15 protein-coding genes and 1 tRNA gene are annotated in these 14,627 nt (G+C 71.2%); 8 read left to right on the top strand and 8 right to left on the bottom strand.

All coding sequences use genetic code 11. The annotated features are described in order from the left end of the window. Positions 1-55 precede the first annotated feature (55 nt). The 5 genes from ACIBU0_RS38460 (at position 56) to ACIBU0_RS38440 (ending at position 5,540) form a co-directional block, all read left to right on the top strand. Positions 56-1,348 carry a peptidoglycan-binding protein gene (locus ACIBU0_RS38460; protein ID WP_398828032.1) on the top strand — a complete coding sequence of 431 codons (1,293 nt, stop codon included), beginning with the start codon at positions 56-58 and terminating at the stop codon, positions 1,346-1,348. A 35-nt stretch (positions 1,349-1,383) separates the two neighbouring features. Continuing rightward, the gene (locus ACIBU0_RS38455; RefSeq protein ID WP_398828031.1) at positions 1,384-2,511 is read left to right on the top strand and encodes an SPFH domain-containing protein; all 1,128 of its coding nucleotides are present in this window, start codon (positions 1,384-1,386) and stop codon (positions 2,509-2,511) included. A gap of 130 nt (positions 2,512-2,641) precedes the next feature. Beyond that, positions 2,642-3,247: a lytic polysaccharide monooxygenase gene (locus ACIBU0_RS38450; RefSeq protein ID WP_398828029.1), complete on the top strand. Its 606-nt coding sequence runs from the start codon at positions 2,642-2,644 to the stop codon at positions 3,245-3,247. An 89-nt stretch (positions 3,248-3,336) separates the two neighbouring features. Then, positions 3,337-3,804 carry a DUF3592 domain-containing protein gene (locus tag ACIBU0_RS38445; protein ID WP_398828027.1) on the top strand — a complete coding sequence of 156 codons (468 nt, stop codon included), beginning with the start codon at positions 3,337-3,339 and terminating at the stop codon, positions 3,802-3,804. 50 nt (positions 3,805-3,854) lie between these two features. After that, positions 3,855-5,540: an AMP-binding protein gene (locus ACIBU0_RS38440; RefSeq protein WP_398828025.1), complete on the top strand. Its 1,686-nt coding sequence runs from the start codon at positions 3,855-3,857 to the stop codon at positions 5,538-5,540. Between the two features lie 55 nt (positions 5,541-5,595). On the opposite strand, the gene ACIBU0_RS38435 is transcribed toward ACIBU0_RS38440, so the two are convergent. From ACIBU0_RS38435 to ehuB, 6 genes are all read right to left on the bottom strand, one after another. After that, positions 5,596-5,669: transfer RNA gene (locus tag ACIBU0_RS38435), tRNA-Lys, on the bottom strand. 122 nt (positions 5,670-5,791) lie between these two features. Next, positions 5,792-6,550 (bottom strand): IclR family transcriptional regulator, encoded by a 759-nt coding sequence (locus ACIBU0_RS38430; protein WP_398828022.1) that lies wholly within the window; start codon positions 6,548-6,550, stop codon positions 5,792-5,794. Positions 6,551-6,713: 163 nt separating this feature from the next. Continuing rightward, positions 6,714-7,490 (bottom strand): ectoine/hydroxyectoine ABC transporter ATP-binding protein EhuA, encoded by a 777-nt coding sequence (gene ehuA, locus ACIBU0_RS38425; protein WP_398828020.1) that lies wholly within the window; start codon positions 7,488-7,490, stop codon positions 6,714-6,716. A 10-nt stretch (positions 7,491-7,500) separates the two neighbouring features. Continuing rightward, positions 7,501-8,151: an ectoine/hydroxyectoine ABC transporter permease subunit EhuD gene (ehuD, locus tag ACIBU0_RS38420; protein WP_398828018.1), complete on the bottom strand. Its 651-nt coding sequence runs from the start codon at positions 8,149-8,151 to the stop codon at positions 7,501-7,503. Continuing rightward, positions 8,151-8,897 (bottom strand): ectoine/hydroxyectoine ABC transporter permease subunit EhuC, encoded by a 747-nt coding sequence (ehuC, locus tag ACIBU0_RS38415; RefSeq protein ID WP_398828016.1) that lies wholly within the window; start codon positions 8,895-8,897, stop codon positions 8,151-8,153. Before ehuC ends, ehuD begins: the two co-directional genes overlap by 1 nt. Beyond that, a complete protein-coding gene (ehuB, locus tag ACIBU0_RS38410) occupies positions 8,897-9,835 on the bottom strand; it encodes an ectoine/hydroxyectoine ABC transporter substrate-binding protein EhuB (protein WP_398828014.1) in 939 nt (312 codons plus the stop codon). The genes ehuC and ehuB overlap by 1 nt, the downstream gene beginning before the upstream one ends. A 23-nt stretch (positions 9,836-9,858) precedes the next feature. On the opposite strand from ehuB, the gene ACIBU0_RS38405 reads away from it, so the two are divergent. Beyond that, the gene (locus ACIBU0_RS38405) at positions 9,859-10,353 is read left to right on the top strand and encodes a DUF3830 family protein (RefSeq protein ID WP_398828012.1); all 495 of its coding nucleotides are present in this window, start codon (positions 9,859-9,861) and stop codon (positions 10,351-10,353) included. Here the strand turns inward: ACIBU0_RS38405 and ACIBU0_RS38400 are convergent. Next, positions 10,334-11,743, bottom strand: coding sequence for an amidase (locus ACIBU0_RS38400; RefSeq protein ID WP_398828010.1), 1,410 nt, complete (start codon positions 11,741-11,743; stop codon positions 10,334-10,336). The genes ACIBU0_RS38405 and ACIBU0_RS38400 overlap by 20 nt on opposite strands. A 23-nt stretch (positions 11,744-11,766) precedes the next feature. Then, positions 11,767-12,726 (bottom strand): D-2-hydroxyacid dehydrogenase, encoded by a 960-nt coding sequence (locus ACIBU0_RS38395; protein ID WP_398828008.1) that lies wholly within the window; start codon positions 12,724-12,726, stop codon positions 11,767-11,769. Between the two features lie 204 nt (positions 12,727-12,930). Between ACIBU0_RS38395 and ACIBU0_RS38390 the strand changes: the two genes are divergently transcribed. Continuing rightward, positions 12,931-13,740 (top strand): decarboxylase, encoded by an 810-nt coding sequence (locus ACIBU0_RS38390; protein ID WP_398828355.1) that lies wholly within the window; start codon positions 12,931-12,933, stop codon positions 13,738-13,740. 49 nt (positions 13,741-13,789) lie between these two features. Next, positions 13,790-14,521, top strand: coding sequence for a decarboxylase (locus ACIBU0_RS38385; RefSeq protein ID WP_398828006.1), 732 nt, complete (start codon positions 13,790-13,792; stop codon positions 14,519-14,521). Positions 14,522-14,627 lie beyond the last annotated feature (106 nt).

The following is a 14,627-nucleotide window of genomic DNA, read 5'->3' as shown; positions in this document are numbered from 1 at the left end:
AACTGACGGTGTGTGCAGCAGCGGGCATTTTCGTCTGGAGTGTGAGGGGAATCGCATGGAGACTCGGACTCCGGTATTCGAGGAATTCGATCCGGAGAGTGACTGCGACTGCCCCGGGTGCGTCCACTGGCGTCGCGTCCTGCCGCATTCCACGACCGGCCGCCACCCCGCCCTGCACCGGTCACTGATCGTCGCCGCAGCCGCCTCCGCCACCCTCGCCGCCGGACACACGGCCCCGGCCCTCGCCGCCCCGCATCCCCCCGATCGACCCGGCATCCCCGCAGGTGACGAGCCGGCGTCACCCCAGGGCCCCAAGGCCCCGCTGCACGGCCCGGGCGGCCCGCAGACCGCATCGGGCACGCTCAAGACGCCCACGACGACCCGCGCGGAGATCATCGGGCGAGCCAGGAAATGGGTCGCCGAGAAGGTGCCGTACAGCATGTCCAGGTACCGGTCGGACGGATACCGGCAGGACTGCTCGGGCTTCGTCTCGATGGCCTGGAGCCTGCCCGGAAACGAATGGACCGGAAGCCTCGACCAGTACGGCGTGCGCATCGCCAAGGAAGATCTGCAGCCCGGCGACATTCTGCTGTTCCACAATCCGGCGGACCCCCAGAATGGCTCGCACGTCGTCATTTTCGGCGGCTGGACGGACCACACCCACACCCACTACGTCGCCTACGAGTCCATCCGCCCGCACGCCCGCCGGATGGTCACCCCGTATGCCTACCGGACCCACTCCGACGACTACCTCGCCTACCGCTACAAGGGGCTGGTGAGCGGCGCGACGGGTCCGAAACCGGGCACCGGGACGCCGTACCCGGGACGGGCGTATTTCGGCCCCGGGGCCAACAACAAGTACGTCACCCGGCTCGGCCGGATGCTCGTCGGGCGCGGCGCCGGCCGGCACTACTCCTCCGGCCCGGGCCCGCGCTGGACGGACGCGGACCGCAGGGCCACGCGTGCGTTCCAACTGGCGCAGGGCTGGCGGGGCCGGGACGCGGACGGGCTGCCGGGACCGCAGACGTGGGAGCTGCTGGTGACGGGCAAGGGCAACGACGTGAAGGCGGCCGGGTCCGGCGCCACCGGGAAGCCGTCGTCGCACGGAGTGCCGGGGTATCCGGGGCGGGCGATGTTCCGGCCGGGCGCCGACAACGAGTACGTCACCCAGCTCGGCAGACAGCTGGTGAAGAAGGGATACGGCAAGCACTACCGGACCGGCCCCGGACCGCGCTGGGGCGAGGCCGACCGGCGCGGCGTCGAGGCCTTCCAGCGCGCCCAGGGCTGGCGGGGTGGCGCGGCGGACGGCTGTCCGGGGCCGGAGACCTGGCGGCGGCTCTTCTCGTAACCCCGTACTCCCGGTACGGAGGCTGGAGGCACCCCTTGACCACGACCACTTCTCACCCGCCCGAGTCGGAGGGCGTCCCGGACGCAGGGGCGGCGCCTCGCGCCCCGCGGCTGATCCAGAACGAGGCGACCACCGAGATCCCCGTCCACCTGCTGTTCCGCGATGGCCCCGACCCGGTCTCCGTGCCGCTGAGGCCGACGGTCGTGGCGCGCCGGCAGGGCACGGGCGAGCAGCCGCGCCTGCGACAGCCGGTGCAGCCGGCGCCGCGCCCCGTGCCGGAGACGGATCCCGACCTGGTGGAGCGGCCCGCGCGGGTGCTGCCCGGGGCGGCGGGTGTGCTCGCCGGGGCCTGCGGGGCGGCCGGGTGCCTGGCCACCTCGTGGTGGGCGGGGGTGCTGCCGCCGCCGGCCGTGGAGGCCCTGGCGCTGCCGGCGTCCTCGGGGGCGGGGCTCGGGCCGGCGCAGTGGGCGGCGTACACGGGGGCCGGGGCCCTCGGGCTGTTCGGGCTCGGCGGGCTGGCGCGGGGGCGGACCGGGCGGGCCTGGGTGCTCGGGCTGTTCGGCCGCTACCGGGGGACGGTGCGGCGCACCGGCCTGCTGTGGGTCAACCCCCTGGTGCTGCGCCGCCGTGTGGACGTACGGCTGCGGCACTGGCGGAGCGAGCCGCTGCCGGCGGCCGACGGGAACGGGGTCGCGCTGCGGGTGGTGGTGCTCGTGGTGTGGCGGGTGCGGGACACCGCGAGGGCGCTGCTCGGGGTGGAGGACCACGAGACGTATCTGCGCGAGTGTGTCGAGGCGGCGCTGGCCCGGGTGCCGGTGGAGATGCCGGGCGGCCCGCGGGGGTCCGTCGAGGCGGTCGGGGAGACCCTGACGCGGCTGGTGGTGCGGGACGCGGAGGCGGTCGGGCTGGAGGTGTTCTCGGTGCGGCCGGCGCGGGTGGAGTACGCCCCCGAGTTCGCCGCCGCCATGCACCGCCGCCGTATCGCGGCGCTGGACGCGCAGCAGCGGGCCACCGTGCTCACCTCGGTCGTGGACTCGGTGGAGGACACGGTGACGCGGCTGACCGTGCGGGGGCTGGTCGAGCTCGACGACTACGAACGCAAGGCGCTGGTGAAGGACTTGACGGTGGCGTTCTGTGTGGGGCGGGGGGAGGCGGGCGCCTGACGGGCATGTGACGGGCCGTCGAACAGGTTCCGTGATTGGTATGGACATGTTCAACAGTCAGCAATAATCTGAGACTTGGTCTAGACCTGCAAGCTCACTGAACCTCCCCCACGTTCCCAGGAGCAGCAGCATGCGCAGAAGGACCAAGTGGTACGCCGCCGCACTCGGACTCGCCACCGCCGGCACCCTCGTGCTCTCCGCCTCAGGCGCGAGCAGCCACGGCTACACCGACCTCCCCATCAGCCGGCAGAAGCTCTGTCAGAACGGCACCGTCACCAACTGCGGCCCCATCCAGTGGGAGCCGCAGAGCGTCGAGGGCCCGAAGGGCTTCCCCGGCTCCGGCCCGGCCGACGGGCAGATATGCAACGCGGGACTGGGCCAGTTCGCCCAGCTCAGCGCCCCCAGGACGCCGTCCGGCGCGGCCTGGCCCACCACCCGGGTGACGGGCGGTCAGAGCTACACGTTCCGCTGGCAGTTCACGGCCATGCACGCCACGACCGACTTCAAGTACTACGTCACCAAGCCGGGCTGGAACCAGAACCACAACCTGGCCCGCTCCGACCTCAACCTCACCCCGTTCCTGACCGTCCCGTACAACGGTCAGCGGCCACCGGCCACCCTCTCCCACAGCGGCACCCTGCCGTCCGGGCTGAGCGGCCACCACGTGATCCTCGCCGTGTGGACCATCGCGGACACGGGCAACGCGTTCTACGCCTGCTCGGACGTCACGTTCTGAGGTTCCCTTGAGTCAGTGCCCCGGCCGGCGTGGGTACGTTCCTCCCACGCCGGCCGAACGAAGGCCGTGCACGGCCTTCGGGGGACCTCATGGAAGCCTTCTTCATCATCGTGCCCGTCATCATGATCGCGATCGCCGTCCTGGCCGCGGTCACGGTGATCCGCCGCTCCCTGCGGGTCAGCCGCGCCTGGGAGAGCGGTCTGACCGCCGAGGCGCGCTGTCTGCGGACGTACACCAGGACCAGCGGCGGCGGTGGCGACAGCTCGGTGCGCACGACCCTGTACCACGTCTACGAGTTCACCACGCGCGACGGCCGCGGCGTCCGGTTCGAGGAAGGGGGCGGGCCGGGGACGATCGTCGAGGGTGACATCGTCACCGTGCACTACGTGGCGGACGACCCGGAGACGGCCACGGCCAAGCCCCCGGCGCCGGGGAAGCTCGCGGCGGGCACGGGCTGCGTGCTGGCCTTCCTCGGCGTGTTCATCCTCGGTGCCATCGCCTTCATGGTGGTGACGCACGCGATGTTCTCCACGGTGGACGACTTCATGCAGCCGTAGCGCGCTCCACGTCTCCACATCTGACGCTATGTCAATTACCGTGCGCCCCCATGGAGTCCACTACGGGGCGTACGGTCGCGGAGCTCGTCGCGGCGCGGTGGGGCGACCACCGGCCGGGGCTGTGGTTCGAGGGGCGGACGCTCACGCAGCACGAGGTGGCGGCCGGGGCCGCCGCCCGGGCGGCGCTGCTGGCCGACCTGCTGCCGTCCGGCGCCGAGCCCCACATCGGCGTGCTCCTCGACAACACCCCCGAGTACCCGTTGTGGTTGAGCGCGGCCGCCCTCGCGGGGGCCGCCGTCGCCGGTATCAACCCCACCCGCCGGGGCGCCGAACTCACCCGCGACATCCTGCACACCGAGTGCCGGATCCTCGTCATCGAACGGGCCCACCTGCCCTTGCTCGACGGCCTGGACCTGCCCGGAGTGCGGCTGCTGCCGACCGGCACACGGGAGTACGACACCCTGCTCGCGCCGTACGCGGACGCGGTGCCCGACGCCTCCCGCGCCGCCCCGCACGACCGCCTCCTGCTCTACTTCACCTCCGGCTCGACCGGCGCCCCCAAGGCCGCGATCTGCACCCAGGGCCGGCTGGCGGCAGCCGGGCGCTCCCTGGCCGGCCAGTTCGGTGTCCGCCCCGACGACGTGCACTACGTCTGCATGCCGATGTTCCACGGCAACGCGGTCATCGCCGACTGGGCGCCAGCCCTCGCGGCCGGTGCGGGCGTGGCGCTGCGGCGGCGGTTCTCGGCGTCTGGGTTCCTGGCGGACGTGCGGCGGTACCGGGCGACGTACTTCACCTACGTCGGCCGCGCGATCCAGTACATCCTCGCCACCGAGCCGCGCCCCGACGACCGGGACCACACGCTGCGGCTCGGCTTCGGCACCGAGGCGGGCGCCGTGGACGCGGCCGCGTTCGAGCGGCGGTTCGGGGTGCGGCTGGTGGAGGGGTACGGGTCGTCGGAGGGCGGGGCCGCCGTGCAGTGGTCGCCGGGGACGCCGCCGGGGGCCGTGGGGAGGGCTGTGCCCGGGCTCGTCGTCCTCGATCCGGAGACGTGTGAGGAGTGCCCGCCCGCTGACTTCGATACGGCCGGGCGGCTGGTCAACGGGGACGAGGCCATCGGGGAGCTGGTCAACCGGGGGCCGAACCCCTTCGAGGGGTACTGGCGCAACCCCGAGGCGGAGGCGGAGCGGCGGCGGGAGGGCTGGTATTGGACGGGGGACCTGTTCTGCCGGGACGCCGACGGCTATCTGTACTTCGCCGGGCGCGGCGACGACCGGCTCCGGGTGGACGGCGAGAACCTGTCCGCCGCGATGATCGAGAACATCCTCGCCCGGTACGGCGGTGCGGCCGCCGTCGCCGTGTACGCGGTGCCGGATCCGGTGACCGGGGACCAGGTCATGGCGACGATCGCGGGGAGCTTCGACCCGGAGGCCTTCGCCGGGTTTCTGGCCGCCCAGCCCGACCTGGGGACCAAGATGGCGCCCCGGTTCGTGCGGGTGGTGGAGCGGATGCCGGTGACCGCCACGAACAAGATCCATCGGGCGGGGCTCCGGCGGGAGGGACTGCGGTGCGCCGATCCGGTGTGGTGGCGGCCACCGGGGGAGCGGGCGTACCGGAGGCTGACCGGGGCGGACGTCCTGGCACATGCCGAAGGGCCCCTCGCTCCCACGAGAGGCCCTTCCGCAGGGGGTGTGGGTGGCGGAGCCCCCACAACGCGCGGCGAAGCCGCGCAATAACAGAGATGGCGAGGTGGTTCGCGCTTTCTGCGAACATGCCTCGCCATCGCCATCGTGCGCCGCCAGGGACTCGAACCCCGGACCCGCTGATTAAGAGTCAGCTGCTCTAACCAACTGAGCTAGCGGCGCATGACTCCCGCCGACCGCGTTCACTGTGCTCCCGCGGCTGGCGACAGAGAAAATAGTACCTGGTCCGGAGGGGTGCTTCTGACCACCGTCGCCCGGTGATCAGAAGCACAGTGATCGGGGACCTAGATCGCCAGCGACAGCAGCACCGGCGCCGCGTTCCGGTTCAGGGTGTCCGCCGCCTGGCGCAGCCGGTGGGCGTGCTCGACCGGGAGTGACAGGGCCAGGCAGCCCACCGAGGATCCGGCCGTGATCGGGACCGCCGCGCACACCGTGCCCACCGCGTACTCCTGGAGGTCGAGGTGGGGGACGGTCGGCGGCTGGGACTCCAGGCGGGAGAGCAGGACCCGGTCGCTGGTGATCGTGCGTGAGGTGAGGCGGGCCATTTTGTGGCGGGAGAGATGATCGCGCCGCCCGTTGTGGTCGAGCTGGCCGAGCAGGCTCTTGCCGATCGCGGTGGCGTGGGCGGAGGAGCGGAAGTCGACCCACTCGTTGACCACGGGCGTGGCCGGGCCGGCCGCGTACTGGTCGATCCTGACCTCTCCGTCGACGTACCGGCTGATGTAGACGGCGGCGCCGACCGAGTCGCGCAGCCGGTCCAGGGTGCGCTGGAGGTTCTCGCGCAGGGCCTGCTCGCGGCCCTGCGCGGAACCGAGTCGGTTGAGGGTGTCGCCGGTGACGTACGCCCCGTCGGCGACCTGCTCGACGTAGCCCTCGCGGCGCAGCATCCGCAGGAGGCTGGTCAGGCGCTCCGGGCCGATGCGGGTGTGCCGGGCGAGCTCGGCGTCGGTGATTCCGGTGCTGTGCCGCACCACGGTCTCCAGGACGCGCAGGGCGTCCTGGGCCGAGTGGTACGGCGCGGTCGGCTCGTGCTTCAGCGCCACGGTTCCCCCTGCGGTCGCTCCAGTGCCGGATTGCAGTCAGCCAATCCCCTTCACCATAACCGGCAAGAGGCTTGTAGTGAGCGCTTGTTGACGAGATTGCGATGCCCTCAGCTGCGGTTCTAGCACTCTGGCATATGCCAGAAGCATGCTCGCCGACGGGTGCTCACAGCACCGCGCTGAGAAACTCCCGCGTCCGGTCGTTCTCGGGGTCGTTGAAGATCTTCTCCGGCGAGCCGGCCTCGATGACCCGGCCGGAGTCGAACATCAGCACCTGGTCCGAGATGTCCCGGGCGAAGTTCATCTCGTGGGTCACACAGAGCATGGTGATGTCGGTGCTGCGGGCGATGTCCCGCAGCACGTCCAGGACGCCCGCGACCAGCTCGGGGTCCAGGGCCGAGGTCACCTCGTCGAGCAGCAGCACCTGCGGCCGCATCGCCAGCGCCCGCGCGATCGCCACCCGCTGCTGTTGGCCGCCGGACAGCTGGGTCGGACGGGCGTCGCACTTGTCGGCGAGGCCCACCATCTCCAGCAGCTCCCGGGCGCGCGCCTCCGCCTCGTCCTTGGACAGGCCGAGGACGGTGACCGGGGCCTCGGTGATGTTCCGCAGCACGGTCATGTTCGGGAACAGGTTGAACTGCTGGAATACCATCCCGATCTTCTTGCGGACCTCGCGGACCTGCTTCTCCGGGGCCGGGAAGAGCCGCTCCCCGGCCACCGTGATCGTGCCCTCGTCGGGCTTGAGCAGGGTCATCAGCATGCGCAGGATCGTCGTCTTGCCGGAGCCGGACGGGCCGATCAGGGTGACGTGCTTGCCGGACGCGACGGAGAAGTCGAGCCGGTCCAGCACCGTGTTGGATCCGAAGCGCTTGGTGACGTTGTCGAAGCGGATCAGTTCGCCGCCGTCCACCGGCGGGTTGGCGCTCGCGTCGGGTTCTTTCATCAGAGGGGTGTCAGCTGACAAGGCGTCGCTCCAGGGCTCGTACGAGAAGGGAGGCCGGGTAGGCGATGAAGACGAAGGCCACTCCGATGACCGTCAGGGGCTCGGTGAACTGGAAGTTCTCCTGCGCGAACAGCCGCGCCTCGCCGAGCATCTCCATGACCGTGATCGTCATCAGGATCGGGGTGTCCTTGAGCATCGCGATGACGTAGTTGCCGAGCGCCGGCACGACCCGGCGGATCGCCTGCGGCAGGATCACCACCCGCCAGGTCCTGGCGACCGGCAGGTTCAGCGCCGTCGCGGCCTCCCACTGGCCGGCCGGCACCGCCTCGATGCCGGCGCGGTAGACCTGCATCGTGTACGTCGAGTAGTGCAGCCCGATGGCGAAGACGCCGGTGGTCAGCGCCGAGAAGGTGAAGCCCCACTCGGGCAGCACGTAGAAGAGGAAGAACAGCTGCACCAGCAGCGGAGTGTTGCGGATGAACTCCGTGACCACTCCGACCGGCCAGCGCACCCAGCGGGTCGGTGTGCGCATCAGCAGCGCCCACACCAGACCCAGCGCGAACGAGATCAGCGAGCCGAGGGCCAGGATCTGCAGGGTGAGCAGCAGCCCGTCCCAGAAGCGTGGCATGAAGTCGGCGACAGCGCCCCAGTCCCAGGTCATCAGGAAGCACCTCCCGCGCCCACGCCGCCGAGCGAACCCGCCGCACCCACGCCCGTCGTCTCGGGACGGTGCAACTCCTGGTCGGGTGTGGTCCCGACCGGCTTGCCGACCCCGGCCTTGAGCTTGCGTTCCAGTCCGCGCATCCCCCGCGTGAGCAGGAAGGCGATGACGAAGTAGATCAGCAGGACGTAGGTGTAGATCTCCGCGCTCTCCTGCAGCGCCAGCCGCACCAGGTTGGCGCTGAAGGCCAGGTCACCCATGCCCATCACGGACACCAGCGCCGTGCCCTTCAGCAGCTCGACGAGGAGGTTGGTGAACGAGGGGATCATCTCCGGCACCGCCTGCGGCAGCAGGATCAGCCGCATCCGCTGCCACGGTGTGAAGCTGAGCGCGATCCCGCCCTCGCGCTGCGCCGGGTCGACGGAGTTCAGGGCGCCGCGCACGATCTCGGCGCCGTACGCCCCGTAGGTCAGTCCGAGCGCGAGCGTGCCGGCCCACAGGGGGACCAGTTGCCAGCCGAAGGCGATCGGCAGGACGAAGAACACCCAGAAGATCATGATCAGGGCGGAGGTCCCGCGGAACACCTCGGTGTAGAAGCCCGCGAGGAAGCGGACGATCCACAGCCGGTGAGTGCGGGCCATGCCGACCCCGAAGGCGACCGCCGCCGCCACCAGTGAGCTCAGCACCAGCAGTTGGACGGTGATCCAGATTCCTTGCAGGACGAGTTCCCAGAGTCCCGAGGTCATCAGCCTGTCCCCCCTGCGCACAGCTCCTTCGCGGTGAGATCGGTCATCTCGGCCTTGGTGAAGCCGAAGGGCTTGAGGACGCGGAACAGCTCGCCGCTCTTCTTGAGCTTGTGCAGCTCGGTGTTGAAGGCGTCCCGCAGCTTGGTCTCGGTCGGCCGGAAGGCGAAGGCGCCGCCGTCGACGTGCGGTTTGCCGCCGACGAGGGGCGCGAAGGCCTTCGTGGCCTCCGCCTTGGCCGACTTCTTGACGACCTCACGGGTGGTGAGCGCCGTACCGGCGAAGACGTCGACGCGCCCCGCCTCGACCGCGTTCAGCCCCGCGACCTGGTCCGGCACGATGAGGATGTCGCTCTCCTTGTACCCCGCCTCGACGGCGTACTGGATCTCCGCATAGCCGGTCCCGGTGGCGAACTTGGCCTTCTTCTCGACGATGTCCTTGTAGTCGTGCAGCCCCTTCGGGTTCCCCTTGCGCACGATGAAGGAGTCGAGCATCTGGTAGTCGGGGTCGGAGAAGATGACCTGCTCACAGCGCTCGGGATTGACGTACATCCCGGCGGCGACGACGTCGAACTGCTGCGAGTTGAGCCCGGGGATCAGCGAACCGAACTCGGTCGGCACCGGTTGCACCCGGTCGACGCCCAGGCGTTTGAAGATGACCTTGGCCAACTCCGGTGCCTCGCCGGTCAGATCGCCGTTCTTGTCGATGTAGCCGAAGGGGATCTCCCCGGCTATGCCCAGTCGCACCACGCCCGCCGCCCGCAGCCGGTCGAGCAGATCGCCGCCGTCCTCGGTCGATGCCGTGGCCACACGTGTGCAGCCGGCCGCGCCCAGCGCACCGAGCGCCGCCACCCCCGCGAGCAGCGACCGGCGCGTGGGCCCAGGTGTGTCTCTGTCGTTCCCATTAGGTGGAGCCATGGCGGCGCGGCTACCCGAGACCATGCGATGTATGCACCCTGGAATGCATGACTGATCGGTTCATCGAGGTGTCGCTGGTCAAGCGGGGAATCCACTGCACGGCCAAACTCCTGGACGACCGCGCCCCGCTCACCTGCGCGGCCGTCTGGGACGCCCTGCCCCTGACCGGCGACGTCTACCACGCCAAATACGCCCGCAACGAGATCTACGCCCTCTTCGCGCCCTTCGCGGAAACGGAGCCGCCGCTGGAGAACCCGACCGTCACCCCCATCCCCGGAGACCTCTGCTACTTCGCCTTCGCCGGCACGGAACTGGGCACCAAGTCCTACGGCTACGACCGCGAGGTCCGCCCCGGCACGACGGTGGTCGACCTGGCCCTGTTCTACGAGCGCAACAACCTGCTCCTGAACGGCGATGTGGGCTGGGTGCCCGGCATCGTCTGGGGCCAGGTCGTGGAGGGGCTGGAGGAGATGGCCCAGGGCTGCAACGACCTGTGGCGGTCGGGTGCCCTGGGGGAGTCGCTCAGCTTCCGGAGGGTGTGAGCCCGGCGATGCCGGCCTCGTAGAGCGCGTGCGCCGCCCGCAGCACCAGATCGTCCCGGTGCCGGGCGGCCACGAGCTGGAGGCCGACCGGCAGGCCGGCACCGTCCTCGGCGTCCGTGCCGACGGGGACGGTGGCCGCCGGCTGCTGGGTCAGGTTGAAGGGGTACGTGAACGGCGTCCAGCCCGTCCACCGGCGATGCCCCGAGCCTTTGGGGACCTCGGCGCCCGCTTCGAAGGCGGTGATCGGGAGCGTCGGGGTGACCAGGAGGTCGTAGGTGTCGTGGAAGCGGCCCATGCGGCGGCCCAGTTCCATGCGGACGTCCACCGCGGCCAGGTAGTCGAGGGCGCTCAGGCGGGCGCCCGCGGCGCAGATCTCCCTCAGGCCCGGATCGAGCAACTCCCGCTGGTGCGGTCCAAGATGCTGGGTCACCCGGGCGGCCCCCGTGAACCACAGGGTGTGGAAGGCGTCCACCGGGTCGGTGAAGTCGGGGTCGGTCTCCTCGACGTACGCCCCCAGCGCCGCCAGCCGCTCCACCGCCCGCCGGACCGCCGCCGCGACCCCGGGACGCACCGCCACCTGGCCGCCGAAGGAGGGCGAGTAGGCGACGCGCAGCCCGCGCACGCCGCCGGACAGGGCCGAGGCGAACGAGCCGGGCGGCGGCGGAAGCGCCGACCAGTCGCGGGAGTCAGGGGCGCCGATGACATCGAGGAGCAGGGCCGCGTCGGCCGCGTCACGGGTCATCGGGCCGACGTGCGCCAGGGTGCCGAAGGCGCTGGCCGGGTAGAGGGGGACGCGGCCGTACGTCGGTTTCAGGGCGAAGATGCCGCAGAACGCCGCCGGGATACGGACACTGCCGCCGCCGTCCGTGCCGAGCGCGAGCGGCCCCGCGCCGAGCGCCACGGCCGCCGCCGCGCCGCCGCTGGAGCCGCCCGCGGTGCGGGCCGGGTCGTACGGGTTGCGGGTGACGCCGGACAGGGGCGAGTCGGTGACACCCTTCCAGCCGAACTCGGGGGTGGTCGTCTTGCCGAGGAAGACGGCGCCGTGCGCGCGCAGGCGGGCCACCGAGGGGGCGTCCTCGTCCCAGTTTCTCTTCCCGGAGACGGTCTTCGAGCCGCGCAGCGTCGGTGCGCCGCGCAGCAGCAGGATGTCCTTCACCGTGACCGGAACGCCGTCGAGCAGACCGGCCGGTGCGCCGCGCCGCCAGCGGTCGGCCGACTCGCCCGCCTGCGTGAGGGCCTCCTCGGCGGTGAGACGTACGAAGGCGTTGACCTCCGGCTGGATCCGCTCGGCCCGCTCCAGGGCGGCACGGGCGGCGTCGAGGGGGCTGAACTCTCCTTTGCGGTAGCCGTCGAGGAGTTGTACGGCGGTCAGTTCGGTGAGATCCGTCATGCGTCGCCCTCCAGCCGTGGATGTCAGCGTCCCGGTACGTACCCGCGCTGTTTGTCGACCACGTTCAGCAGCGGTCTGCCCGCCTCCCATCGCTCGTACAACTCCACGAACTGACGGCCGAGTTCATCACGCCAGCCGACGGTGTCCCCGCTCATGTGCGGGGAGACGATCAGGTTCGGGACGTCCCACAACGGGCTGTCCGGGGTGAGGGGTTCGTGCTCGAAGACATCGAGCGCCGCACCCGCGATCCACCGCTTGCCGAGGGCCTCGGCCAGCGCCTCCTCCACCACCAGCTGCCCGCGCCCGACGTTGATGAACCGGGCGGACGGCTGCATGACACCGAACCGGCGGGCGTCGAACATGCCCTGCGTCTGCGCGGTCAGCGGCGCCGCCGAGATCACCCAGTCGGCGCGGGCGATCAGCCGGTCGAGGTCGTCGGGGCCGTGGATGCCGGTGCGCGGGACCCGCCCGACCAGCGCGGTGGTGACGCCGAGGGCCTTGAGCGTGCGGACGATCGTACGGCCGATGGGACCGGACCCGACCACGCACGCGCGCGTGCCGGCGACGCGCTGGCCCTCGCGGTGCCGCCACTCGCGCGAGCGCTGCAGCTCCAGGGTCCTCGGCAGGTCCTTCGCCATCGCCAGGACCAGCGCGGCGACGTACTCGGCGATCGGCTGGTCGAAGATCCCGCGCGCGTTGGTGACCACGGTGTCGGACGCGGTGAGCTCCGGGCACATCAGATGGTCCACCCCCGCGCTCGCCGTGTGCACCCACCGCGGGCGCGGGCCCTCGCCGGGCCAGGCGTGGCGCACGGCATGCGAGGTGAAGTCCCAGACCAGCAGGACGTCGGCGTGCGGCAGCCGCTCGGCCAGGTTCGACTCGTCCGCGTGCTCGACACGGGCGCGGCCGGTGAGGCGCCCGAGGCGGGGGAGAGGGTCGGCGTCGAGGACCAGGAGGGTGGGTGGGGGGTCGGGAGAGGTCATACGGGTCGCTTCTCCGGGGGTGCGGGGGTCGTCTCTCGGGAGTGTGCGAGGGGTGTTCCTCGGAGTTTTACTGGAAGGGACGGCCGTCTGACATGCGAGGTTTGACCACGCTCGCACCCGAACCTACCTTCGTCAACACGGGCGTACGTACGGTCCGTTGCTCACCTGTTTCTCGTAGTGAGGGCGGTGCCTGCCATGGACGCCATGGACATCTCCTTCCTCGGCGGCCCCCGCCCGCAGCGCGGTGTCGGAGTCGTCGCCCCCTTCGACTTCGCGCTGGACCGGGAACTGTGGCGATGGGTGCCGGACGACGTTTCGCTGCATCTGACGCGAACGCCCTACGTGCCGGTCGAGGTCAGTCTCGATCTGGCCCGCCTGGTCAGCGAGCACGAGACGCTCAGCGACGGCGTGCGCACCCTCACCGCGATCGCGCCGGAGGTCGTCGCCTACGCCTGCACCTCCGGCAGCTTCGTCGGCGGTATCGCGGGCGAGCGGGCGATGTGCACGGCGATGACCCTGGCGGGGGCGGTGCCCGCGGTCACCACCTCCGGGGCGCTGCTGGAGGCGCTGGCCGAGCTGGGCGTACGGCGGGTGGCACTGGTGACGCCGTACACCGTGTCGGTGACACGGGCGCTGGAGGACTACGTGGCGCAGGCGGGGGTCCTGGTCACCGGGTGCGCGTTCATGGGGCTGACCCGGCACATCTGGAAGGTGCCGTACCGCGATGTGGCCGACATGGCGCGCAGGGCGGTGCGGGGGCCCACCGACGCGTTGTTCATCAGCTGCACCAACCTCCCCACCTACGACGTGATCCCGCAACTGGAGGCCGAGCTGCGCATCCCGGTGCTCTCGGCCAACCAGGTCACGATGTGGGCGGCGCTGCGTCGACTGGGTACCCGAGCGGTGGGGCCGTATCAGGCGCTGATCGATCCGGCGGCACGGATCGATCCGGCGGCGGGAGGCGGGCCCGTGCTTCCGGACGTACCGGACGTTCCTGAGCAGGAACAGCAATAGCGGCAGCAAGCAGTGCAGCAGTAGGAGCAGCAGCAGCGGAAAGGGTGACATGACCGCACTCGGATTTCTCTACCCGGGCCACTCCGCCGAGGACGACTACCCACGCATCGAGCAACTGCTGGCCAGCGACATCCGGGTCGACCTCGTGCACACCGACATCGGCGAGGACGCGCACCGGGTGGACGCCCTGCGCCGGATGGGCTCGGCCGAGCGCCTCGCGGCGGGCGTGGAGGCGCTGCGGCTGTCGGGCGCCGAGGCGGTGGTGTGGGCGTGTACGTCCGGCAGCTTCGTCTACGGCTGGGAGGGCGCCCACGAGCAGGTGCGCACCCTTGCCGTGACGGCGGGTATGCCGGCGTCGTCGACGTCCTTCGCCTTCGTGCACGCCGTGCGGGAGCTCGGGGTGCGGCGGGTGGCGATCGGGGCGACGTACCCGGACGACGTGGCGCAGCTCTTCGCGGACTTCCTGCGTGCCGCGGGCGTGGAGGTGGTGTCGGTCCGCGGCTCGGGGATCATCACGGCGGCGGAGGTCGGGACGTGGGGCGAGAAGGAGCTGTTCGCCCTCGCGAGGGAGGCGGACCACGCCGACGCGGCGGCGATCCTGCTCCCCGACACGGCCCTCCACACGGCCTCCTGCCTCCCCGCCCTGGAACAGCACGCCGGCAAGCCGGTCCTCACCGCCAACCAGGTCACGGTCTGGGAGGCCCTGAGGCTGACGGACCGCCGGGTGAACGCACCGGAACTGGGGTCACTGTTCACGAAGGAGCCGATCGTGCAGGTGTAGGGAGCCTTTTTTCGCCCCCGCCGCCCCTACCCATTCCCATCCCCCAGGGGCTCCGCCCCTTCGACCCCGCCAGGGGGCTCCGCCCCCTGGACCCCCGCTCCTCAAA

The organism is Streptomyces sp. NPDC049627 (assembly GCF_044465645.1).
In the GTDB taxonomy this organism is placed as follows: domain Bacteria; phylum Actinomycetota; class Actinomycetes; order Streptomycetales; family Streptomycetaceae; genus Streptomyces.
This window is presented reverse-complemented; position numbering and strand designations above follow the sequence as displayed.

Bases quoted from the DNA above. Each gene is read 5' to 3' on its own strand.
- ACIBU0_RS38440 (WP_398828025.1), top strand. From the start codon at position 3,855: ATGGAGTCCACTACGGGGCGTACGGTCGCGGAGCTCGTCGCGGCGCGG.
- ACIBU0_RS38445 (WP_398828027.1), top strand. From the start codon at position 3,337: ATGGAAGCCTTCTTCATCATCGTGCCCGTCATCATGATCGCGATCGCC.
- ehuA (WP_398828020.1), bottom strand. From the start codon at position 7,490: ATGAAAGAACCCGACGCGAGCGCCAACCCGCCGGTGGACGGCGGCGAA.
- ACIBU0_RS38450 (WP_398828029.1), top strand. From the start codon at position 2,642: ATGCGCAGAAGGACCAAGTGGTACGCCGCCGCACTCGGACTCGCCACC.
- ACIBU0_RS38460 (WP_398828032.1), top strand. From the start codon at position 56: ATGGAGACTCGGACTCCGGTATTCGAGGAATTCGATCCGGAGAGTGAC.
- ACIBU0_RS38395 (WP_398828008.1), bottom strand. From the start codon at position 12,726: ATGACCTCTCCCGACCCCCCACCCACCCTCCTGGTCCTCGACGCCGAC.
- ACIBU0_RS38385 (WP_398828006.1), top strand. From the start codon at position 13,790: ATGACCGCACTCGGATTTCTCTACCCGGGCCACTCCGCCGAGGACGAC.
- ehuC (WP_398828016.1), bottom strand. From the start codon at position 8,897: ATGACCTCGGGACTCTGGGAACTCGTCCTGCAAGGAATCTGGATCACC.
- ehuD (WP_398828018.1), bottom strand. From the start codon at position 8,151: ATGACCTGGGACTGGGGCGCTGTCGCCGACTTCATGCCACGCTTCTGG.
- ACIBU0_RS38405 (WP_398828012.1), top strand. From the start codon at position 9,859: ATGACTGATCGGTTCATCGAGGTGTCGCTGGTCAAGCGGGGAATCCAC.
- ACIBU0_RS38390 (WP_398828355.1), top strand. From the start codon at position 12,931: ATGGACATCTCCTTCCTCGGCGGCCCCCGCCCGCAGCGCGGTGTCGGA.
- ACIBU0_RS38400 (WP_398828010.1), bottom strand. From the start codon at position 11,743: ATGACGGATCTCACCGAACTGACCGCCGTACAACTCCTCGACGGCTAC.
- ehuB (WP_398828014.1), bottom strand. From the start codon at position 9,835: ATGGTCTCGGGTAGCCGCGCCGCCATGGCTCCACCTAATGGGAACGAC.